This window comes from Halomonas mongoliensis (genome assembly GCF_052496345.1).
The window spans coordinates 459,596-480,316 of record NZ_CP199288.1; the positions used below are offsets into that span (position 1 = coordinate 459,596).

A 20,721-nucleotide genomic window follows, 5' to 3' on the forward strand; every position below is an offset into this window, starting at 1 on the left:
CAACGCCGGAGCCGGCCGGCAAGGGGCATCGCCCGACGGCGGCAGGATGCTACGGGCCCGGCGTTGCTGTATCGTGGATTGAACGTCAATGCAGACTCATCCATCACGCCACATCGGGAGGCGCACCATGAAGAAGGATCCGAACAAGGGCTACATCGCCCTGCTGGGCTGGAGCCTGAATGCCATCGAGGCCGCCGAGAACTTCGACCGACGCTACGTGGTGGTTGCCCCGGAGTGGGCCGAGGAGTACTGCCAGAAGCACGACATCCCCTATGTGCCCTGGAACTTCGAACGCCTCAACGACCGCTCCCTGGAGATCGCCCATACCCTCCAGGAGATGAAGGTCGACGTCGCCATCCCGCTGTTCGAGGAGACCGTGGAGTGGGCCGGCGCCATCAATTCGGTGCTGCTCGACAACCCCCGCCTCTACGGCCAGTCGCTGCTGCTGCGCGACAAGGCGCTGATGAAGCGCCGCGCCCAGCTGGGCGGCATTCGCGTCGGCATCTTCGAGGAGGCCCACGACAAGGAGGACGTCGTGCGCTTCCTCAAGCGGGTCAACCAGACCCTGCTCAAGCTCGACGGCGACCCCAACGATCCCATCCATCTCAAGGCCTTCGACAAGGCCGGCTGCCTGGGTCACCGGGTGATTCGCACCCCGGACGAGGTCGATACCATCCCCGACGAGGAGTTCCCGGTGCTGATGGAGTCGCACCTGGACGGCTGGGAGTTCGCCGTGGAGGCGTGGATCCACGACGGCAAGATCGCCTTCCTCAATATCTCCGAGTACGTGACCCTGGGCTATTCGGTGTTCGTGCCCGCCTCCCCGGAGCTCGAGCAGTATCGCCCCCAGATCACCGCCCAGATCGAGAAGCTGATCAAGGCCTTCGATATCGAGTTCGGCCTGATCCACCCCGAGTACTTCGTCACCAGCGACGGCGAGATGTACTTCGGCGAGGTAGCCTACCGTCCGCCGGGCTTCAAGGTGTTCGAGCTGCTCGAGCGGGTCTACGGCTTCAACGCCTACCAGGCCTCCATGCTGGTCTTCGACCCCAAGAGCACCCCGGAGGAGGTCGCCGCCTTCTTCCCGCAGGAGATAGTCGATGCCGACGGCTTCGCCGGCTGCTTCGGCGTCTATCCGCGCCGCCGCGTGGTGAGCAAGCTGGAGATCCCCGAGGAGGTCGAAGACGACCCCTACTTCGAGTCCCACGAGCTCACCCCGCCGGTCGAGGAGACCGTCACCAAGCGCACCGCCTTCGGCACCCACTGGGGCCTGGTCTACTTCAAGGGCGATGAGGCGGCGCGCATGAAAGAACTGCTCAAGCATATGGAAGAGCTTGATTTCTATGTCTGAGACAGGCGTCATGGAAAGGTGACAGCCTGACGACAAGGAGTCGGCGTGACCACGCACCGACAGACGCAAGACACAAGCGCCCTGCCCGCGGCCAGCGAAAAGCTCGCTGGCCTGTGCAGCAAACTGGACGACGCCATCACCCTGCTGGCCGATGCCAGGGAGTTTGCCAAGCCCGGCAAGCTGCCCCGGGTACTCGATACTGCCCGCCGGGTGCTGCTCCAGGAGGGCGGCGCGGCGGAGGTGGAGCGTCGCGCTCAGGCCTTCGAGGAGGCCGGGGTCTTTCTCGGCTCCGACTGGGAGACCCCCCAGTATCTGGTGCCGTCGCTGACCACCCACGCCCTCAAGAGCCCCGACCCCAGCATGGTGGTGATCGAAGCGCTCAGCGAGCTGCGCCTGCTGGCCGTGGCCAAGGGCGAGTACCTGCACCCCCACGTCTCCGCGGAGCAGGCCCACCACTACCTGACTCAGGTGATGGCCATCAACCTCTGGCTGCTCTTCGGCGCCCCAAGCGAAGCCGAGCGCGAGACCCAGGGGCGCCTGGCACAGATTCCTCGCCACCTGTTTCGCCACCTGGCCGAGCGCATCGGCTACGAGCACATCATCGACCGGCTGATCGATGAGATCTGGCGGATCCTGCAGCAGCGTCCCATCCAGGTGGAGCCGGTCAAGGCGATGATCACCCAGATCGCCATCTGCCAGGCCAACCCGGAGATCGACCTGGGCGCCAGCGGCCAGGGGGCGGATCGCCTGGTCAGCTCCCTCTACGGCCCCACCCGGGCCTGCCGGGAGGACCCGGGCGTCGAGGCCTACCGGGAGCGGCTGGCCAGCATGGACAGCGCCGCCCTGCAGGGCGAGGCCACCGGTTTCGCCCGGGCCATGCACGATACCGGCCTGGTCTCTCCCTACCACCCGGTGCTGCTGCGCCACCTGCTGGATTATGGCGATCACCTGCTGGCCGAGGCGCTGGGGCTCTCCGCCACCGGCCGCGACTGCCTGCTCTGCTACCGCGAGCTGGTCTCGGCCCTGATCCGCGGCGGCGTCCACCCCGCCACCCCTCAGGCGGTCTATGGCCTGGCGCTGCTGCTGGAGCGCGGCATCCTCTACCAGCCGCCGGTGGCCCCGGCCATGTGGCGCCAGCTGGGCCTGACGCTCTCCGAGTGGTCCCAGGCGCGGCTCAACCTGGCCTTCGGCGAGGCGATCTCGCCCCGGGCGCGGCTGCTGGAGGGGGTGCTCTGCATGCTCGGCCAGCCGCTGGGCGTGGGCCAGGGCAATAACCCCACCTGCCAGTCGGCCCGGGCGCTCTCCATGTGGGCCTACAACGACCCGGACTACCTGCTGCAGATGGTCGCCTGGGCGGCCCGGGACGACGAGATCATCATGCACTTCGAGGGGCAGCCGATCTCCTCCATGGCAAGCAGCGGCGGCGTGGCCCAGGCCCTGCCCATGGACCTCGACCCCGTCTCGCTGATCGTGGTGCCTCATCTGGACCGTATCTATGCGGAGATGGGGCGGCGCTGCATCGGCCGCGAGGGCGACCCCCACCGCTGGGTCAATCCGGAGTTCCACGGCTGGTGGTCCGGGCGCGGCTTTCGCATCAACGTCGACGTGGCCAGCGGCCAGCTCCACGAGCTGGACACCTTCCTGCGCCACTTCTACGCCAGCTACCACCCCTACTACAACGGCAACCAGCCGCTGATCCACCCCCAGCCGGCGGGCATCGCCGTCACCGACAGCGCGGCGCGCTTCATCGGCTGGCACGCCATCACCGTGCTGCGCGTCTCCCTGGACCCTTCGGACGTGATGCGGGTCTACTTCTACAACCCCAACAACGACAGCGGCCAGGACTGGGGCGACGGGGTGAGAGTCAGCACCGCCGGCTGCGGCGAGCGCGCCGGCGAGGCCTCCCTGCCCTTCGAGCAGTTCGCCTCGAGGCTCTATATCTTCCACTACGACCCGCTGGAGCGCGGCGAGCTGGCCCAGATCACCCAGGCGGAGCTGGATCGGGTGATCGGCTATATTCACCGCAGCTGGGGCGCCGACCGCATTCCGCCCACCGACCTCCAGGCCGACGCGGGCCCCACCGGCGCGCCTTGATGCCGGTCAGGACTTCCCTGCCCGGCTCTGCCAGAATGGAGAGCTGAGAGCCACCGGCTCGCCACCCAGGCGATACAGGGAGATACGCATGGACTTCAAGCTGCTGATGGTCTTCGTGGACCAGGACAGGACCGACAAGGTGCTGGACGCCGCCCGCAATGCCGGCGCCACCGGCGCCACCATCATCAACAACGCCCAGGGCCAGGGGCTCAAGCCCCATCTGACCTTCTTCGGCCTGGAGTTCATGGCCTCCCGCAGCGTGATCCTGATTCTGGTGGAGGCGCGCCGCTCCAGCGAGGTGCTGAATGCGGTGAGCCTGGCCGGAGAGCTGGACGAGAGCCTGAACACCGGCATCGCCCTGGAGCTCGACGTCAGTCAGGCGGTGGGCCTCAGCGAGCACATCAGGACGCTCAGCCGCGAACACCCGCTGACAGGCGGCTAGTCCTCGGTGGTGGGGCGCCCGGCCCCTGTCAGCCGGCGCTCCACCTTCTCGAGGCTATCCTGGGTGCCGAGCAGCACCAGCACATCGTCGGCCCGAACCTCGGTATCCGCCTCGGGGTAGCGCCGACGCTGTTCGTTGCGCACCAGCGCCGTCACCGACACCTGATCTCGCTCCGTATTCAACTCCGCCAGGCGCTGGCCGATGGCCGGACTCCCCTCATGCAGCACCACCGAGTGCAGTCGCTCCTGCTCCCCCGCCGGGCGCGGATCCTGGATGTTGTCCAGGGAGCCCCGGAAGAGCTCGCGCAGCATCTGGTAGTGGCCGGCGCGCTGCTCCTGGAGGTGGCGGGTCACCCGATGGAGAGGCACTCCCAGGGCCTGCAGCGCATGGGAGGTCAGGATCATGCTCGCCTCCAGGGTCTCGGGAATGACCTCTGTCGCCCCCGCCTCACAGAGCTCTACCACCGTGGAGTCGTCCCGGGTGCGGACCACGGCGGGAATACCGGCCTTCAGCTGGGCGGCATGGCGCAGGGTCTTGAGCGCGGCAGGGCGATCCTCATGGCTGATGATCAACAGCCTGGCCCGAGCCAGCCCCACGTTCTCCAGCACGGCGGCATCCGAGGAGTCACCGAAGTAGACCGGCTGGCCCGCCAGGCGCGCCTCGCGCACGATGGCGGGATCCAGGTCCAGGGCGATGTACTCGACGCCCTCGCTCTCCAGGAAGCGCGCCACCGTCTGGCCGGTGCGGCCGAACCCGCAGATCACCACGTGCCCCTGCTCGTCGAGCTCGCGAGGCGCCGGCAGCGACTCATCCGGTCGCCGCGCCGGACGCCCGAACAGCCAGCTTGCCAGGGGCTGGTTGAAGCGGATCAGGAAGGGGGCCAGGATGATCGAGAAGAGCACCGAGGTGAGCACTACCTGGGCCGGCTGGCTGGCGATTACCCCGCCCTCCAGGCCGATGGCCAGCAGGGCGAAGCCGAACTCGCCACCCACCGCCAGCAGCAGGCCGGTACGGAAGGCCGTCTGCAGCTCCACGCCGGAGAGGCGCACAATCAGGGTGACCAGGAGCAGCTTGATACCCAGCAGCGCCACGGCGCCGAGCAGCGCCTCCCACCAGATCTCGGGCAGCAGCGCCGGCTCCACCAGCATGCCGATGCTGACGAAGAAGAGCCCCAGCAGCACGTCCCGGAAGGGGCGAATGGTCGACTCCACCTGGTGGCGGAATTCGGTGTCGGCCAGCACCATGCCGGCCAGGAAGGCCCCGAAGGCCATGGAGAGCCCCAGGGTCTTGGTGGTCCAGGCCGCCACCAGGGAGACGAAGAGCACCGTCAGGGTGAAGAGCTCCGCGGAGCGCCGCTCCGCCACCAGCTGAAAGAGCGGGCGCAGCAGCAGGCGCCCGGAGATCAGCACGATCACGAAGGCGAGCAGCGCCTTGGCCAGCGCCAGCCCCAGCGCCCCGGCCACCTCCTGGGCCGCCACCACGCCCAGCACCGGAATCACCACCACGAAGGGCACCGCGGTGATGTCCTGGAACACCGACATGGTGGTGCCGAGCCGCCCGTGGCGAGTCTGGCTCTCGCCCTGCTCCATCAGCTGCTTGGTGATGACGGTGGTAGAGGACTGGGCAAACACCGCCCCCACCACGAAGGCCGCCGGGCCGGGCAGCCCCATGGCCCAGGCCAGGCCGCCCACCACCGCCGTGGTCAGGGCCACCTGGGCGGTGCCCAGGCCGAGAATGGTGTGGCGCAGCGCATAGATCTGGGGCATCGAGAAGCTGAGCCCGATGGTGAAGAGCAGAAAGACGATGCCGAACTCGGCGATCACCCGAATATACTCATCGGCCACCACGGGCCCGGCGGTATGGGCGCCCAGCAGCACCCCCACCAGCAGATAGCCCAGGCTCGGGGGAATCCTGAAGCGCTGGAAGACCAGCACCACGGCCACCGTGGCCCCCAAGAGCAGCAGCATCTGTACCAGCGCCTGTTCCAGCATTACCGTTTTCCCTGGTCGCCCGGCGGGCGCACTCTGTCCATCAAGGCCATGTCTGCCATGGCGTTATCTCGCCCGATAGCATATCAGGATGAGCGCTGCACGACGCGCCTCGCGACGCTATACTGCCAGCCCCTTAGCCCCCTTCTCTTGCCCCGGGAGCCGCCATGACGCGTCTCGACCAGCTTCTTGTCACCCAGGGCCTGGCCCGCTCCCGCACCCGCGCCCAGCGGCTGATCCGTCATGGGCGGGTCGCCCTGGCCGATAGCGGCCGGGTGCTCACCAAGCCCGGCGAGAAGCTGCCGGACGATACCCGGCTGACGGTGGCGGAGGACCCCGAGGAGCGCTATGTCTCCCGGGCGGGGCTCAAGCTCGAGGCGTTGATCGAAACGCTGGGGCTGGACCTCGAGGGCCGGCTGGTGCTCGACGTGGGGCAGTCCACCGGCGGCTTCACCGACTGTGCCCTGCGCTGCGGCGCACGCCACGTGATCGGCGTGGAGGTGGGCCACGACCAGCTCGACCCAAGCCTGCGCGAGGATCCGCGGGTCACCTGCCTGGAGGGACTCAATGCCCGGGCCATGGCCCGCGAGCCCCGCCTGCGGGAGGCCCTGGCCGCCCAGGGCGCCGCGGGGCCGGATTTCGCGGTGATGGACGTCTCCTTTATTTCCCAGCGCCTGATCCTGCCCGAGATCGCCGCCCTGCTGGCGCCGGGGGCCGAGCTCGCCAGCCTGGTCAAGCCGCAGTTCGAGGTGGGCCCCGGCGGCGTCAACGCCCGGGGGCTGGTCACCGATCCCGCCCGCTACCGCGAGGTGGAGGCGAAGATCCGCGCCTGCTGCGCCGAGCACGGGCTCGCGGTGCGCCACTGGCGGGAGAGCCCGCTGCTGGGCGGCGACGGCAACCGCGAATTCCTGCTCCACGCCCTGCGCCAGGCCTAGCCAGCCCCCCTGCGCCGGCCGTTCAGCGCCCGCTGTCGCCCCCATCTCCGACGTCGATCTCCCCCGGGTCGCCGTGGCTGCCCGGCGGAGGATGCTGGCGCAGCCTGCCCTCGCCGCCGGTCTCCACTACCTTGCGCGTCTCACCCGGTCGCTTGAGCCACACCTCCAGCTGGTTGAAGGCGATATCGACCCCATGCTCGGCAAATAGCTCCCCCACTCGGCAGTTGAGCTCGTCGGTGGCGAAGAGGCGATCCCCCAGGGCGTTGACGAAGACCCGCAGCTCGAAGTCCAGGGTGCTCTCCCCGTAGGCCATAAAGAAGACCTGGGGCTCGGGATCGGCCAGCACCCGCTCGTTCTCATGGGCGGCCCGGTAGAGCAGCCGGTGCACCAGCGCCTGGTCGGAGCCGTAGGCGACCCGGTAGTTGAGCACCACCCGAGTGACCGTATCGGAGAGCGACCAGTTGATCAGCTGGTCGGTGATGAAGGTCTGGTTGGGAATGATGATCTCCTTGCGATCGAAGTCGGTCACCGTGGTGGCGCGAATGCGGATGCGACTGACCGTGCCGGTCAGGGCGCCCAGGGTGATGGTGTCGCCGATGCGCACCGGCCGCTCGAAGAGGATGATCAGCCCCGAGACGAAGTTGGCGAAGATCGCCTGGAGGCCGAAGCCCAGGCCCACGCCCAGCGCCGCCACCAGCCACTGCAGCTGACTCCAGGCCACGCCCAGGGTGGCCAGGGAGGCCACCAGGCCGCTGCCCACGATGGCATAGGAGAGCAGCGAGGTGATGGCGTAGGCGCTGCCCTGCTTGAGCTCGAGCCGCGACAGCACCATCACCTCCAGCAGGCCAGGCAGGTTGCGGGCCATCATCAGGGTGAAGCCGAAGATCAACAGCGCCGTGATGATATCGGCCACCGAGAGCGCGCCAGTCACAAGCTCGCTGCCCACATCGCCCTCGGCTTCCCAGATCGCCACCCGCTCCAGGTAGCCCAGCACGGTGAGCAGGTCGGCCCACACCAGATAGAGCAGCAGTACGAAGCCCACCATCAGGATCAGCTTGGAGAACCGCAGCGACTGCTGGTTGATCTGCTCCATGTCCAGGGGGGGCTCCTCGACCACCTCGATGCCACCCTCGGCGCCCTCCTTGACCTCGGCGCGTCGCCGGGCCAGGGCCCGCTTGAAGGCCAGTCGCCGGGCGGCCACGGCCAGCCCGCGCACCACGCTGGCCTCCACCAGGATCCAGAGGCCGAGCAAGTAAAGGGTGGCGGCGAAGCGCCCCACCAGGCTCAGCGCCGTGTACTCGTAGCCCGCCGCGATCAGCCCCAGCAGCACCAGGGGCACCGCCGCCATGGCCAGTCCCAGCGCCAACCGGAAGAGCTTGACGCCAAAGAAGGGGGTATGGGCCAGGATCAGGCGCGCCAGCCCCAGGCTCATGCCCAGGAGCCCGGCCACCAGCAGTCCCAGGGCCACCGGCCGATGAGTCAGCCCGAGCTCGGCGTCCCGAGCCAGGGTCGCGATGAACACTACCGGCACCAGGGCCAGGGCCAGCCAGCCCAGCAGCCAGCGCAGGCGCGCCACATAGTCAGCCGGCCAGTAGAAGTGCTTGGTGGCCACGCCGTCGCGCACCAGCAGGCGCCGCCCCCAGGCGATCACGCCCCAGGCCAGGGCGAGCTGCAGGGCCGCCAGCCCCAGGCCATGGGCGATGCCGTCGCTTTCGGCCAGCAGGGCGGCGCCGAGGGCCGCCAGGCTCAGCGGCCCAGGCGAGGCGAGCAGCGCATTGAGCAGCACCGCCCTTGGGGTATGCAGCTGGGTATCGCTGCGCAGGCGACCGATCTGCTCATGAATCACCGCCAGGCGCGCCTTGATCCGCCGCCGCCCCCACACCAGGCCGGCGGCCAGCAGCAGCAGGGGCAGGCCCGCCAGCGCTGCCGTGGAGGGCAGGCGCCACTGCCCGGGGAGAACCTGCCGCCACTCCCCCTCCTGCCACTCCAGCACCAGGTTGGCCGGCAGCTGGCGTGCCCAGCCGAGATCCAGCGGCCGAGTATTGGCCACCCAGAAGAGCTGTTCGTCGATGGTCCCACGCAGCTCCCGGGAGGTCTCCAGCAGCTGCTGCTGGTTGAGCTGCAGCTCCACGGCAGTGCTGAGCAGGCTGCCATAGGTCTGCTCCAGGCGATCGACCAGTTCGCGGCGGGACTGGTAGAGCCGCTGCAGCGACTCCACCAGGGCATCGCTAACCTCCACACCGGCCTCCTCCAGACGCTGGTTGGCCAGCCGCTCGCTCTGGCGCAGGGCGTCGCGCTGGCGCACCAGGTCGAACTGGCGCAGGCGCAGATCGGCGATCTCGTCCTGAAGATCCCGGCGTGGGGCCACCTGGGGCAGCGAGCGGCGCTGCTCACGCAGGATGCGCGACAGCAGCATGGAGCCGCGGATCGCCTCGATCTGCTCGTTGAGGCTGCGCTGCAGCTGGCGGACATGGTCGAGTTGGCTACGCACCGCCAGGCTCTCGCGCACCAGGGCGTTGTTGCGGTCGTTGGCGCGCAGCAGCTCCAGGCTGAGGTCTCGGTTGACCTGCTGGGCGCGTTCCAGCACCGGATGCCCCGCCTCCAGCAGGGGGTCGTCCCGGGCGGCGTCGGCGATGGCCTGCTCCGAGGCCAGGCGCCGCTTGCGGTCGATGACGTCCTGCAGCAGCGAGAGCTCCGCCTCCTGACGCACCTGCTGCTGGTTGAGCAGGTCGCGGCGCTGCTGGTCGAGCTCGCGCAGCCGAGTGTTGGTGCCCAGCTCGCGCTGATGGAAAAGCAGGGTCACTTCGGCCAGGCGCCGCTCCACCTGGCTCTGCAGGCGGCGCGCATCATCCCCGGGCAGGCCCCGGGCCTCGAGCTCATCCTGACTGCGCCGGGCGCGCTCCACCGCCTGCATCGCCTCGGAGATCGCCTGCTGGGCGCGCTCGGGCAGGGTCTGGGCGGCCAGCAGCTGGGCGTTGACCTCGGCGAGGCGGTCCTGGAGGCGCTGCAGCTCCAGGACCGCCTCCTGCTGGCGCTGCTCTAGCTCATCCACCTCCAGGCCGTCGAGGTCGGTGGCCGACAGCGACAGCGCCGCCTCCTCCTCGGCCACCAGCTCCCGCTCCAGGCGCAGCAGCTCGGCAGGGGCCTGCTCGACCCGGGCCTCCAGGGCATCCAGGCGCTCCCTCACTTCCGAGAGGCTCTCCAGGCCCGCCAGCGTCGCTTCCAGGGCTTCCGCCTCTCGACGCTGAGCCGCACTCAGACTCTCCCCCTCCGCCGGGGTCAGAGCCTCCAGGCGCGCCTCGACAGCGTCGCGATCGGGGAGGTTCTCCTCCGCCTGGGCCGGCAGCAGCACCAGCAGCAGGAGCAGCAGCAGGGGCAGCCGGCACCAGGCCTGGCCCCCGCCCTGACACTTCGTCGCGGCCCCGTCCCGCGCCCTGGCACCCGCCTCTCTCTTCACCGACTACCTCGCTTCGCAGGGAAATGCCCAGGGCTCGATTCTCGGCCCCTCGCGCCGCCAAGGCAATCACCAAGGAACAACGCCGCTGGCGGTTGACTTGGGCCCCCGGCATGGTAGAACGGCGGTCTGTACCTCCTCACCCCCGGATCTCGCCATGACGTGCCTCTCCCGCCCTGCCGCCCTCACCGGCGCCGCCCTGGCCCTGCTGCTGCATGGCGCTGCCCTCCAGGCGGATACGCCACCCTCCGAGCCGAGCAGCGGGGCTCGCCATGGGGAAGTCGCCGATGCCTCGGCCGCACAACGCCGCGCCCTCGAAGCCCGCATCCAGGCCCTCAATGCGGAGCTCGAGTCGCTGCAGAGCGAGCTTGCCGAGCTGCCCGCCGACGAGGAGCAAGCGCCCATCGCCCCGGACCTTCAGGCGGCACTCGAGGCCACCGAGCGCCGCCAGCTGGAGCTGGAGTCTCGCCGCAACCCCTTTGCCATCACCACCTACCGGCGCAACTATCTGTTTCCGGTCAGCTATACCACCAACCCCAATCGCGACGCCTTTCGCGAGATCACTCCGGATAACGGCCCTCGAGATGCCGAGGTCAAGTTCCAGTTCAGCGCCAAGGTCAATCTGCTCGAGGGAGTGTTCGGCGATACCGGCGACCTCTATTTTGCCTACACCCAGCGCAGCTGGTGGCAGGCCTACAACACCGACTCCTCCTCGCCCTTCCGGGAGACCAACTACGAGCCCGAGGTCTTCATGACCTTCGACAACGCCTGGCGGGCGCTCGGCTGGACCAACGTGCGCAACCGCCTGGCGCTGAACCATCTCTCCAACGGCCGCTCCGACCCGCTGTCGCGCAGCTGGAACCGGGTCTATGTGGAGAGCATCTTCCAGCGCGGCGACTGGGCCTTCAGCCTGGCCCCCCACTGGCGCATCCCGGAGTCCAAGAGCGAGGACGACAACCCCGATATCGACCGCTACATGGGCTACGGCGACGTCACCCTGGCTCGCCGCCTGGGCGACAACGAGCTCAGCCTGCTGTGGCGGGGCAATCCCAGCGCCGGCAACATGGGCACCCAGGTCGACTACTCCTGGCCGCTGTTCAACGGCAACGTGCGCGGCCATGTGCAGTACTACTACGGCTACGGCGAGAGCATGATCGACTACGACCACCGCAATCACCGTCTCAGCCTGGGCTTCAGCCTCAATCCGCTGTTCAGCGGTGGCAGCATGACCCGCTGACCCTGACGCACCTTCCATGCAGCATGGCAGCGTGACGGCCACCGCCGTGGCAAGCGCTGCCCTGGCTGCTATGCTGTGGCTGTCATTCACCGTCAGAGGAAGACCCGATGGCAAACCGTGCCCCCCATACCCACGAGACCACCCAGCAGCTCAAGGAAGACCTGCACCACCTCACCCAGACCATCGAGGAGCTGGTCAGCGCTACCGCCGACGACTCCCGCAGCAATATCAAGGAGCTGCGTGACCGGGCCGAGAAGCGCCTCAAGGAGACCCGCGACCGCCTCGAGAGCCGCGGCGAACGCTTCTATGGCGAGGCCCGCGACAGCATGGAGCACCAGGTCGACGCCTGCGACCGCTACGTCCACGAGAACCCCTGGACCAGCATCGGCATCGGCGCCGCCGTGGGCGTAGTCGTCGGCATGCTGATCGGGCGTCGCTGATGCAGGAGAGCCAGGGACCGGCGCAGCGCCTGTTTTCCGCCGCCAAGCGCCTGCTCGGCAGCCTGCTGGCCACCGGCGAGACGCGCCTGCGTCTCGCCATTCTGGAGCTGGAGGAGGAGCGCGTTCGGCTGGTGGGCCTGCTGCTGATCGTGGGGCTGAGCCTGATCCTGCTGATGCTCGGCATCGGGGTGCTGACCACCCTGGTGATCGTCGCCTTCTGGGACAGCTACCGGCTCACCGCCATTGCCGTCAGCGCCGGGGTGCTACTGGGCGGCGGCGCCCTGCTGGCGCTGCGGGCCCTGCAGCTGGCCAAACGCCGCACCCTGCTGGTCAGCACCCTCAAGCATCTGGCCACCGACCGCGACCTGATGGAGCGCGAGCGCCGGGAGGAGCACCATGAGCGCTGATCTTCCCGCACGGCGCCCACCGCCGTCCCATGCCGAGCGCAAGGCGCAGCTGAACGCCCGCATCGAGCAGCAGCGCATCGATATCCTGGTGGAGGCGAGCCGCTACCGGGAGGCGAGCCGCCCCATCGATGACGGCTGGCGGGCGCTGATGCGCTTCAAGGCGCCGCTCTACGCCCTGGGCGGCGTGCTGCTGATGAAGAGCGCCCGCCACCCCAGCTCGCTATTGCGCGTCAGCAAGCGCCTGGCTGCCGGCGCCCTGCTGCTGCGCCGGGCCCGCCGCCTGCTGCGCTGACCCTTCCCCGACGCGAGGAGCCCCCATGGCCATCGCCATTACCCTGCACGTGATCGCCGCCGTCCTCTGGGTGGGCGGCATGTTCTTCGCCTGGATGATCCTGCGCCCGGTGGCCGCCGGCCAGTTGGAGCCACCGGCCCGCCTCACCCTGTGGCGCGGCGTCTTCGACCGCTTCTTCCCCTGGGTGTGGGCCGCGGTGGCGGTGCTGCTGGTCACCGGGCTGTGGATGCTGTTCGCGGTCTTCGGCGGCATGGCCGGCGCGCGCTGGCACATTCACCTGATGCTGCTTTCGGGCCTTGCCATGATGGCCATCTACCTGCACCTCTGGTTCGCTCCCTACCGCCGGCTCTGCCGCGCCGTGGAGGCCAGCGACTGGCCCGAAGGCGGCCGGCAGCTGGCGCAGATTCGCCGCCTGGTCGGCATCAACCTGATCCTCGGCCTGCTCACCACCGCCATCGCCTCCGGCGGCCGCTATCTCTGAGCGGGTGCCTCCCGGGGCTCGGCCCTGCCGTCGGGCACCCAGCGCAGGCAGCGCTCGCCCCGGGCCAGGCGCCTCTCGATAAAGCGCCGGGTCCGCTCCTGCCGGTGGCTGTCGTCCCGAGCCCAGACCCCCAGGGCGGCCAGGAAGAGCCCGGTCAGGGCCACCTCCTCCAGCTGAGCGCGCCGGGTGCCGTAGGGTGCCGGCAGCCGCGCCGCCTCCCGCCACCACTGCACGGTGCGCGACAGATCGAAGAGCATGGGCACCCAGGTATGCAGGTGGGGCAGATGCGCCTTGGTGCGCAGCATCTCCACGGTGACCCGGCGATGGGGCGCCAGCGCATCCAACCAGGCGAGCAGGCAGTGCGCCAGTCGCTGGACCTCCGGCCAGTGCTCGAAGCCCTCGGGCTTCTCGGCCAGCATCGCCTCCAGGCCGCGCTGGAACCAGGCATTGGCCACCGCGTCCAGATCGCGAAACTCCGCCAGCGCCGCCGCCATGGGCACCTCCAGGCGCGCGGCGACCTCGGTGAGCCTGACCGCCTCCCAGCCGTGCCGCTCGGCCTCACCCAGGGACGCATCGACGACGCGGTCGCGCAGCGACGTCTCATCGGCGCCGGGCTCGTGATGAACGGCAATCAGGGTCATGGGGCACCTCCGGGGCAGGCTGAGGATTCGTGCGCAAGCACTCTGCCAGCAGGATAGACCCTGGACGCGCGACGCCGCGACTGTCACGAAACCGTCACCTGAAGAGACGGCCTAAGCTGGTAAGGTACGGCGTCGCCGCCGGGCGACGCCTTGACGGCGCCATGAGGTGCGGCAAGAGGTCGTCACCAGGGAAGAAGGGAGGCACGCCATGCGCATGCTGGCGCTCTACAGCATCAAGGGCGGGGTGGGCAAGACCGCCTCGGCGGTCAACCTGGCGGCAGAGGCCGCCGCCCAGGGCAGGCGGGTGCTGCTCTGGGATCTCGACCCCCAGGCGGCCACCACCTTCTACCTGCGCATCAAGCCCAAGATACGCGGCGGCGTGGCCAGGCTGGTGAAGGGCAAGGCCGCCTTCGACAAGGTGATTCGGGCCACCGAGGTAGAGAACCTCGATCTGCTGCCCGCCGCGCTGGCCTCCCGGGAGATGGACCAGCTGCTGGCCGAACAGCAGGAGAACCAGCTCCGGCGCATCCTGAAACCGGTTCGTCACGACTATGACCTGGTGATCCTTGACTGCCCGCCGACGCTCTCGACCCTCTCCGAGAGCGTCTTTGCCAGCGTCGACGCCCTGCTGGTACCCATCGTACCCACGGTGCTCTCCCTGCGCACTCTGGAGCAGCTGCGCGACTTCCTCGACCGGCACGACATCCCCTGCCAGGTATGGCCCTTCGTGACCCTGGCGGACCGTCGCCGCCACCTGCACCGGGACACCATCGCCGAACTCCCCAGGCAGTGGCCGCTGCGCCTCTCCACCACCATTCCCAGCGCCAGCGTGGTGGAGCGCATGGGGGTCGAGCGCGCTCCCCTAGGCCAGTTTGCCCGCACCTCCCCTGCCGCCGGCGCCTACCGGGCGCTGTGGCAGGAGATCGCCCAGCGCCTGCAGTAGGCAGAGGGCCGGCGGTCGGCCAGAGGGGCCGGAGCCAGGCTAGAGGGCGCTGCCGCAGGCTACGCCGCTGGCCCAGGCCCACTGGAAGTTGTGGCCGCCAAGCTCACCGGTGACGTCGAGCACCTCGCCGATAAAGCGCAGCTGGGGAAGCCCTTCCACCGCGAAGCTCTGCGACGAGATCCGTCGGGTATCCACGCCCCCGAGGGTCACCTCGGCGGTGCGCCACCCCTCGGTGCCGGCGGGCTTGAGCCGCCAGTCGCCGAGGCGCTGGGCCCAGGCCTCGAGCTCGGCGTTGCTGCGCTCGGCCAGCACGCCATCGCCGCCGTGCCATTCGATCAGCGCCTGGGCCAGGCGCCGGGGCAGCTGCTCCCCCAGCCAGGAAGAGAGGCGCCGCCTCGGCGTCTCCCGCCGGGCGATACAGAGCGCCTCGAAGGCCTCGATGTCCGGCAGCAGGTCGATGGCCAGCTCGTCGCCGGGCCGCCAGTGGCTGGAGATCTGCAGCATGGCGGGCCCCGAGAGGCCACGGTGGGTGAAGAGCATGGGCTCGCGGTAGTGCCCACGAGGCCGGCCGTCCTGGATGACGCGCACCGCCACCTCGCAGGCGACCCCGGAGAGCGCCCCGGCCCGAGCCTTCCACTGGGAGGTCAGGGTGAAGGGCACCAGCGCCGGGCGCGTCTCGGTAACCTCGAGCCCGAACTGGCGGGCCAGCTCGAAGCCGAAGCCGGTGGCTCCCATGGTGGGAATGGAGAGCCCTCCGGTGGCCACCACCGCCGCCCCGCAGTCGATGGCGCCCCGGGAGGTCACCACTCGCATGCCCTCGCCATGGCGCTCGAGGCGCTCCACCGAGGTGTTGAGGCGCAGCTCCACTCCGGCCCACTCGCACTCGGTGAGCAGCACCCGCACGATCTCCTTGGCGGAGTCGGCGCAGAACAGCTGGCCCGGGGCCTTCTCCACGTACTCCACCCCGTGGCGCTCCACCAGCTCCACGAAGTGCTCGGGGCGATAGCGCTTCAGCGCCGAGATGCAGAAGTGCGGATTGGCGGAGAAGAAGTTGGCCGGCGTGGAGTTGAGGTTGGTGAAGTTGCAGCGCCCGCCCCCGGACATCAGGATCTTGCGCCCGGGCCGCTTGGCGTGGTCGATCACCAGCACCCGCCGCCCTGCATAGCCCGCGGTCAGGGCACACATCAGGCCGGCGGCGCCGGCGCCGAGAATCACCGTGTCATAGGTCATGGTCAGGTCGGGCCGCTTGTGAAAGGGAGGCGCATTCTAGCAGGCCCGCGCCCGGCTGTTGATGCCGCCACAGCTGTACAAAAATTGAACCAACGTACAATACCTGTACACTAAATAGGCGCATCAATACGATTGTGAATTGTTGTCACAATTGCGCCGAGTATCATGGGTAGCCTGAACAGGCACCCGTGCCGGGCAGGATGCCCGGCAGTCTCGCAGCTTCGCGCCTTCGCCACCCCGGACCCAGACCCGAGCTCCCATGACCCCCTCTTCGTCTCGCCTGACCCCACGCCTGCTGGCCGCCCTGCTGGTGCTGCTGCTGGCCACCCTGCTCTCCAGCCCGCCCGCCGCTGCCCAGGAGCGTACGCCGGTGATCGGCGCCCGGGCCACTCTGGCGCCCTGGTCCGACCCCCTGGAGGCGCTGGGGACCCTGCGCGCCGACGAGAGCGTGACGCTCTCGGCCACGGTCACCGACATCGTCGCCGAGGTGAACTTCCGCGACGGCCAGGTGGTGGAGGCCGGCCAGCTGCTGATTCGCCTGGAGGATGCCGAGCAGCAGGCGCAGCTGCGCGCCGCCCAGGCCCTGCGCGACGAGCGCCGTGCCACGGTGGATCGCCTGGCCCAGCTGCAGAGCCGCAATCTGGCCCCGCGGGCCGACGTTGAGGACGCCCGGGCCAGGCTGCGTCAGGTGGAGGCGGAAATCCAGGGGCTGGAGGCGCGGCTGCGCAACTACCGGCTGCGCGCTCCCTTCGACGGCGTGGTGGGCTTTCGCAATATCAGCCTCGGCAGCCTGGTCACCCCGGGCACCGAGCTTGTGACCCTCGACAAGGTCGACGTGATGAAGCTCGACTTCAGCGTGCCCGAGGTGTTCCTGGCCCTGCTCGAGCCCGGCCTGCCCCTGACGGCGCGCAGCGTGGCCTTCCCCGACGAGCGCTTCGAGGGCCATGTGGAGAGCGTCGGCTCCCGGGTCGACCCGGTGAGCCGCAGCGTCAGCGTGCGCGCCAGGCTAGAGAACCCCGAACGGCGCCTGCGCCCCGGCATGCTGATGGAGGTCATCGTCCAGCGCAGCCCGCGGGAGGCCGTGGTGGTGCCGGAGAGCGTGCTGGTCCCCAGTGGCGATCGCCAGTACGTCCTGGTGATCGACGAGGATGACCAGAATCGCGTCGAGCGCCGGGAGGTGAAGGTGGGCGAGCGGCGCACCGGTCAAGTGGAGATCCTCGAGGGCATCGAGGCGGAAGAGCTGCTGGTGGCCCATGGTGTCCAGCGCGTCCAACCACGGGACCAGGTGACCCTGCTCGGGGTGGCGGATGCCGACACCTCGGTGCCCGAGATCCTCGAGGCGAGCCGCGGGGAGCGTGACTGATGCGCCTCTCCGACCTCTCCGTACAGCGCCCGGTGCTGGCCACCGTGCTGGCACTGCTGATCGTCGCCTTCGGGCTGCTGGCCCTGCAGCGCCTGCCGCTGCAGGAGTACCCCTCCATCGACCCGCCGGTGGTCAGCATCGACACCCGCTATCCCGGCGCCTCCGCCAGCGTGGTGGAGACCCGCATCACCCAGGTGCTGGAGGACCGCATCGCCGGGGTCGAGGGCATCGAACTGATCACCTCCTCAAGCGAAGATGGCCGCTCGCGCATCAATATCGAGTTTCGCCTCGACATGGACATCGATGCCGCCGCCAACGACATCCGCGACCGCATCTCCGGGGCCCTGCGCAACCTGCCCGACGAGGCCGACCCGCCCGAGGTGCAGAAGGCCGACTCCAGCGAGGAGGTGATCCTGTGGCTCTCCTTGACCGGCGACGGCTACACCATTCCGGAGCTGACCGACTATGCCGACCGCTACCTGGTAGACGGCTTCTCGGTGCAGCCCGGGGTGGCCCGGGTGCGCATCGGCGGCGGTCGCGAGTACGCCATGCGGGTGTGGATCGACCGCAACGCCCTGGCCGCTCGCAACCTCACGGTGAGCGATGTGGAGAGCGCCCTGCGCGCCGAGAACGTCGAGCTCCCGGCCGGCTCCATCGAGTCCCGAGAGCGTCAGTTCATCGTGCGTTTGCCGCGCAGCTTCAACCAGCCGGATGACTTCGAGCGCCTGGCGCTGACCCAGGGCGCTGACGGCTACCTGGTGCGGCTGGGCGACGTCGCTCGGGTGGAGATCGGCTCGGTGGAGGACCGCTCGGTGTTCCGCGCCAACGGCGTGCCCATGGTGGGCCTGGGGATCCTCAAGCAGTCCACCGCCAACGTGCTGGAGGTCTCCCGAGGCGTCCAGGCGGAGCTCGAGCGGGTCCAGGGGGGACTGCCGGAGGGCATGGAACTCTCCCTCAACTACGACGCCTCGGTGTTCGTGGCCGGGGCCATCGAGCAGGTGATGATGACGCTGTTCATCGCCATGGGGCTGGTGGTGGTGGTGATCTTCCTGTTCCTCGGCAACGTGCGCACCACCCTGATTCCCGCGGTGACGGTGCCGGTGGCGATCATCGGCGCCTTCATGGCCCTGGCGCTCATGGGCTTCTCCATCAACCTGCTGACCCTGCTGGCCCTGGTGCTGGCCATCGGCCTGATCGTCGACGACGCCATCGTGGTGCTGGAGAACATTCACCGCCGCATGCACGACTACGGCGAAACGCCCCTGGTGGCCGCCTTCAAGGGGACACGGCAGATCGCCTTCGCGGTGATCGCCACCACCCTGGTGCTGGTGGCGGTCTTCGTGCCGCTGGCCTTCCTGCAGGGCAACGTGGGCCGGCTCTTCTCGGAGTTCGCCCTGACCATGGCCGCCGCCGTGGCCATCTCCAGCGTACTGGCGCTATCGCTGACCCCGATGATGGCCTCCAAGATCCTCAAACCGGCCCAGGATGACAGCCGTGTCGCCCGGGCCGTGCAGTGGCTGCTGGAGCTGACCCAGCGCCTCTACCGCACTCTACTGGAGTGGGTGCTCAAGGCGCGCCTGGCGGTGCTGGCGGTCTTCGTGGGGCTGATCGCCGCCACCGTCTGGCTGGCCGACCTGCTGCCCAGCGAGTACACCCCTCAGGAGGATCGCGGCAGCTTCATCATCCTGGTCAACGGCCCCGAGGGCGCCACCTTCGACTACATCATGGACTACATGAACGAGATCGAGGCGCGCCTGGAGCCCATGGTGGAGAGCGGCGACATGGAGCGGGTGGTGATCCGTGCGCCACGCGGCTTCGGTAATATCGAGAACTTCAACAACGGCTTCGGCATCATCGGCCTGGCCGACTGGGGTAGCCGCCGCGACGCCTGGGCAATCATGGACGACGTGCGTCGAGAACTCGCCGGGCTGCCGGGCGTCCAGGCCTTTCCGGTGATGCGCCAGGGCTTCGGCCAGCGCATCGCCAAGCCAGTGGAGTTCGTGCTGGGCGGCGGCACCTACGAGGAGCTGGCCGAGTGGCGCGACACCCTGATGGCGCATATCCGCGAGGACAACCCGCGGCTGATCGGGCTGGACAGCAACTACCGGGAGACCCAGCCCCAGCTGCGGGTCGACATCGATTACGAGCGCGCCGCGGACCTCGGCGTCACCGTCACCGAGATAGGCCGCACCCTGGAGGTGCTGCTGGGCGGGCGCAACGTGACTCGCTACCTGGATAACGGCCAGGAGTATGACGTCATCGTCGAAGGCGACCGCGCCAGCCAGGCGAGCCCCAGGGCGCTGGACAATATCCAGGTGCGCTCGGCGCGCTCGGGCGAGCTGATCCCCCTGGCGAGTCTGGTGACTCTCACCGACTTCGCCGGCGCCAGCACCCTCAACCGCTTCAACCGCCTGCGCTCCATCACCATCGAGGCCAACCTGGCCGACGGCTACTCCCTGGGGGAAGCGCTGGAGTATCTGGAGAGCGCCGCCGCCGAGGTGTTACCGCCCCAGGTCCAGACCGATGTGAGCGGTGCCTCCCGGGACTTCCAGCAGGCCAGCGGCGCCACCACCTTCCTGCTGATCCTCGGCGCCCTGGTGGTCTTCCTGGTGCTGGCCGCCCAGTTCGAGAGCTTCGTGCACCCCTTCGTGATCATGCTCACCGTGCCCCTGGCCATGAGCGGCGCCATGCTCGGGCTCTTCGTTACCGGCCAGTCGCTGAACATCTACAGCCAGGTGGGACTCGTCATGCTGATCGGGCTTGCCGCCAAGAACGGCATCCTGATCGTGGAGTTCGCCAACCAGCTGCGCGACCAGGGGCTGGCCTTCCGTGACGCCCTGGTGGACGCCGCGGTGACCCGCCTGCGTCCCATCCTGATGACCGCCGTGACCACCATGGCAGGCGCCATCCCGCTGATCGTCGGCAGCGGCGCGGGCTCGGAGTCGCGCATGGTGATCGGCACCGTGATCCTCTCCGGGGTCGCCGCCGCCACCCTCTTCACGCTCTTTATCGTGCCGGTGGCCTACGACCTGCTCGCCCGCCACACCGGATCCCCCGGCGACGTCAAGCGCCGCCTGGAGGAGGAGATGGAAGCGAGCCAAGCCGGACGCTAGTCGATGTTCGCTCTGCCATCAGGCACAAGGCCACCCCGCGGGGTGGCCTTTTTTTGCCTCCAAACCCGTCGCTGCGACACCAGACCGCAGGCTCGAAATGCCTCGAATTCCTCCTCTTCAACGCGGCATAGACCACCCAAAAAGGCATAAAACATACATCAAAACACGGGCTAAAATTTGCCAATCTTTTCAAGCACCTTGCGCTCACAAAACATTATATGAATATTAACTTTTCACCCTCCCCCCGAGCCCTAACCTGTATTTTTTCTTCCACATCAGCAAGTTATGCGACTTCATAAAATTGATTCAT

16 protein-coding genes are annotated in these 20,721 nt (G+C 68.8%); 12 read left to right on the top strand and 4 right to left on the bottom strand.

The features are described from left to right. Window positions 1-127: 127 nt before the first annotated feature. From ACRYRV_RS02100 to ACRYRV_RS02110, 3 genes are all read left to right on the top strand, one after another. Window positions 128-1,351 carry an ATP-grasp domain-containing protein gene (locus tag ACRYRV_RS02100; protein WP_253450850.1) on the top strand — a complete coding sequence of 408 codons (1,224 nt, stop codon included), beginning with the start codon at window positions 128-130 and terminating at the stop codon, window positions 1,349-1,351. A gap of 45 nt (window positions 1,352-1,396) precedes the next feature. Further along, window positions 1,397-3,445 (top strand): hypothetical protein, encoded by a 2,049-nt coding sequence (locus ACRYRV_RS02105; protein ID WP_444984106.1) that lies wholly within the window; start codon window positions 1,397-1,399, stop codon window positions 3,443-3,445. Window positions 3,446-3,533: 88 nt separating this feature from the next. Next, window positions 3,534-3,887, top strand: coding sequence for a P-II family nitrogen regulator (locus tag ACRYRV_RS02110; RefSeq protein ID WP_253450844.1), 354 nt, complete (start codon window positions 3,534-3,536; stop codon window positions 3,885-3,887). On the opposite strand, the gene ACRYRV_RS02115 is transcribed toward ACRYRV_RS02110, so the two are convergent. After that, the gene (locus tag ACRYRV_RS02115; protein ID WP_444984105.1) at window positions 3,884-5,878 is read right to left on the bottom strand and encodes a cation:proton antiporter domain-containing protein; all 1,995 of its coding nucleotides are present in this window, start codon (window positions 5,876-5,878) and stop codon (window positions 3,884-3,886) included. The two genes, ACRYRV_RS02110 and ACRYRV_RS02115, sit on opposite strands and share 4 nt — an antisense overlap. 164 nt (window positions 5,879-6,042) lie before the next feature. Between ACRYRV_RS02115 and ACRYRV_RS02120 the strand changes: the two genes are divergently transcribed. Then, a complete protein-coding gene (locus ACRYRV_RS02120) occupies window positions 6,043-6,810 on the top strand; it encodes a TlyA family RNA methyltransferase (protein WP_444984104.1) in 768 nt (255 codons plus the stop codon). A gap of 22 nt (window positions 6,811-6,832) precedes the next feature. Here the strand turns inward: ACRYRV_RS02120 and mscK are convergent, their stop codons facing one another. Beyond that, window positions 6,833-10,177, bottom strand: a complete 3,345-nt coding sequence (gene mscK / locus ACRYRV_RS02125; protein ID WP_444986232.1) for a mechanosensitive channel MscK — start codon at window positions 10,175-10,177, stop codon at window positions 6,833-6,835. Window positions 10,178-10,421: 244 nt separating this feature from the next. On the opposite strand from mscK, the gene ACRYRV_RS02130 reads away from it, so the two are divergent. From ACRYRV_RS02130 to ACRYRV_RS02150, 5 genes are all read left to right on the top strand, one after another. Further along, window positions 10,422-11,501 (top strand): phospholipase A, encoded by a 1,080-nt coding sequence (locus ACRYRV_RS02130; protein WP_309635725.1) that lies wholly within the window; start codon window positions 10,422-10,424, stop codon window positions 11,499-11,501. 107 nt (window positions 11,502-11,608) lie between these two features. Next, the gene (locus ACRYRV_RS02135; protein WP_309635724.1) at window positions 11,609-11,941 is read left to right on the top strand and encodes a DUF883 family protein; all 333 of its coding nucleotides are present in this window, start codon (window positions 11,609-11,611) and stop codon (window positions 11,939-11,941) included. Further along, on the top strand, window positions 11,941-12,348 hold the full coding sequence (locus ACRYRV_RS02140) for a phage holin family protein (RefSeq protein WP_253450829.1): 408 nt from the start codon (window positions 11,941-11,943) through the stop codon (window positions 12,346-12,348). The genes ACRYRV_RS02135 and ACRYRV_RS02140 overlap by 1 nt, the downstream gene beginning before the upstream one ends. Then, window positions 12,338-12,640, top strand: a complete 303-nt coding sequence (locus tag ACRYRV_RS02145) for a YqjK-like family protein (RefSeq protein WP_253450827.1) — start codon at window positions 12,338-12,340, stop codon at window positions 12,638-12,640. Before ACRYRV_RS02140 ends, ACRYRV_RS02145 begins: the two co-directional genes overlap by 11 nt. A gap of 25 nt (window positions 12,641-12,665) precedes the next feature. Then, window positions 12,666-13,121 carry a DUF4149 domain-containing protein gene (locus ACRYRV_RS02150; protein ID WP_253450824.1) on the top strand — a complete coding sequence of 152 codons (456 nt, stop codon included), beginning with the start codon at window positions 12,666-12,668 and terminating at the stop codon, window positions 13,119-13,121. Here ACRYRV_RS02150 and ACRYRV_RS02155 read toward each other — a convergent pair. Continuing rightward, a complete protein-coding gene (locus ACRYRV_RS02155) occupies window positions 13,112-13,762 on the bottom strand; it encodes a hypothetical protein (protein WP_444984103.1) in 651 nt (216 codons plus the stop codon). The two genes, ACRYRV_RS02150 and ACRYRV_RS02155, sit on opposite strands and share 10 nt — an antisense overlap. 208 nt (window positions 13,763-13,970) lie before the next feature. On the opposite strand from ACRYRV_RS02155, the gene ACRYRV_RS02160 reads away from it, so the two are divergent. Beyond that, window positions 13,971-14,705 (top strand): ParA family protein, encoded by a 735-nt coding sequence (locus ACRYRV_RS02160; RefSeq protein ID WP_253450818.1) that lies wholly within the window; start codon window positions 13,971-13,973, stop codon window positions 14,703-14,705. Between the two features lie 39 nt (window positions 14,706-14,744). Here the strand turns inward: ACRYRV_RS02160 and ACRYRV_RS02165 are convergent, their stop codons facing one another. Further along, a complete protein-coding gene (locus ACRYRV_RS02165; RefSeq protein WP_444984102.1) occupies window positions 14,745-15,935 on the bottom strand; it encodes an NAD(P)/FAD-dependent oxidoreductase in 1,191 nt (396 codons plus the stop codon). A gap of 259 nt (window positions 15,936-16,194) precedes the next feature. On the opposite strand from ACRYRV_RS02165, the gene ACRYRV_RS02170 reads away from it, so the two are divergent. Together ACRYRV_RS02170 and ACRYRV_RS02175 are read left to right on the top strand one after the other, a co-directional pair. Then, a complete protein-coding gene (locus ACRYRV_RS02170; protein WP_444984101.1) occupies window positions 16,195-17,298 on the top strand; it encodes an efflux RND transporter periplasmic adaptor subunit in 1,104 nt (367 codons plus the stop codon). Further along, window positions 17,298-20,411 (top strand): efflux RND transporter permease subunit, encoded by a 3,114-nt coding sequence (locus ACRYRV_RS02175; protein ID WP_444984100.1) that lies wholly within the window; start codon window positions 17,298-17,300, stop codon window positions 20,409-20,411. Before ACRYRV_RS02170 ends, ACRYRV_RS02175 begins: the two co-directional genes overlap by 1 nt. Window positions 20,412-20,721: the final 310 nt, after the last annotated feature.

What these genes read in the sequence shown, in the direction of transcription:
- ACRYRV_RS02145 (WP_253450827.1), top strand. Translation starts at nt 12,338, where the DNA reads ATGAGCGCTGATCTTCCCGCACGGCGCCCACCGCCGTCCCATGCCGAG.
- ACRYRV_RS02140 (WP_253450829.1), top strand. Translation starts at nt 11,941, where the DNA reads ATGCAGGAGAGCCAGGGACCGGCGCAGCGCCTGTTTTCCGCCGCCAAG.
- ACRYRV_RS02110 (WP_253450844.1), top strand. Translation starts at nt 3,534, where the DNA reads ATGGACTTCAAGCTGCTGATGGTCTTCGTGGACCAGGACAGGACCGAC.
- ACRYRV_RS02100 (WP_253450850.1), top strand. Translation starts at nt 128, where the DNA reads ATGAAGAAGGATCCGAACAAGGGCTACATCGCCCTGCTGGGCTGGAGC.
- ACRYRV_RS02130 (WP_309635725.1), top strand. Translation starts at nt 10,422, where the DNA reads ATGACGTGCCTCTCCCGCCCTGCCGCCCTCACCGGCGCCGCCCTGGCC.
- ACRYRV_RS02165 (WP_444984102.1), bottom strand. Translation starts at nt 15,935, where the DNA reads ATGACCTATGACACGGTGATTCTCGGCGCCGGCGCCGCCGGCCTGATG.
- ACRYRV_RS02120 (WP_444984104.1), top strand. Translation starts at nt 6,043, where the DNA reads ATGACGCGTCTCGACCAGCTTCTTGTCACCCAGGGCCTGGCCCGCTCC.
- ACRYRV_RS02155 (WP_444984103.1), bottom strand. Translation starts at nt 13,762, where the DNA reads ATGACCCTGATTGCCGTTCATCACGAGCCCGGCGCCGATGAGACGTCG.
- ACRYRV_RS02170 (WP_444984101.1), top strand. Translation starts at nt 16,195, where the DNA reads ATGACCCCCTCTTCGTCTCGCCTGACCCCACGCCTGCTGGCCGCCCTG.
- ACRYRV_RS02135 (WP_309635724.1), top strand. Translation starts at nt 11,609, where the DNA reads ATGGCAAACCGTGCCCCCCATACCCACGAGACCACCCAGCAGCTCAAG.
- ACRYRV_RS02115 (WP_444984105.1), bottom strand. Translation starts at nt 5,878, where the DNA reads ATGCTGGAACAGGCGCTGGTACAGATGCTGCTGCTCTTGGGGGCCACG.
- ACRYRV_RS02160 (WP_253450818.1), top strand. Translation starts at nt 13,971, where the DNA reads ATGCGCATGCTGGCGCTCTACAGCATCAAGGGCGGGGTGGGCAAGACC.
- ACRYRV_RS02150 (WP_253450824.1), top strand. Translation starts at nt 12,666, where the DNA reads ATGGCCATCGCCATTACCCTGCACGTGATCGCCGCCGTCCTCTGGGTG.
- ACRYRV_RS02175 (WP_444984100.1), top strand. Translation starts at nt 17,298, where the DNA reads ATGCGCCTCTCCGACCTCTCCGTACAGCGCCCGGTGCTGGCCACCGTG.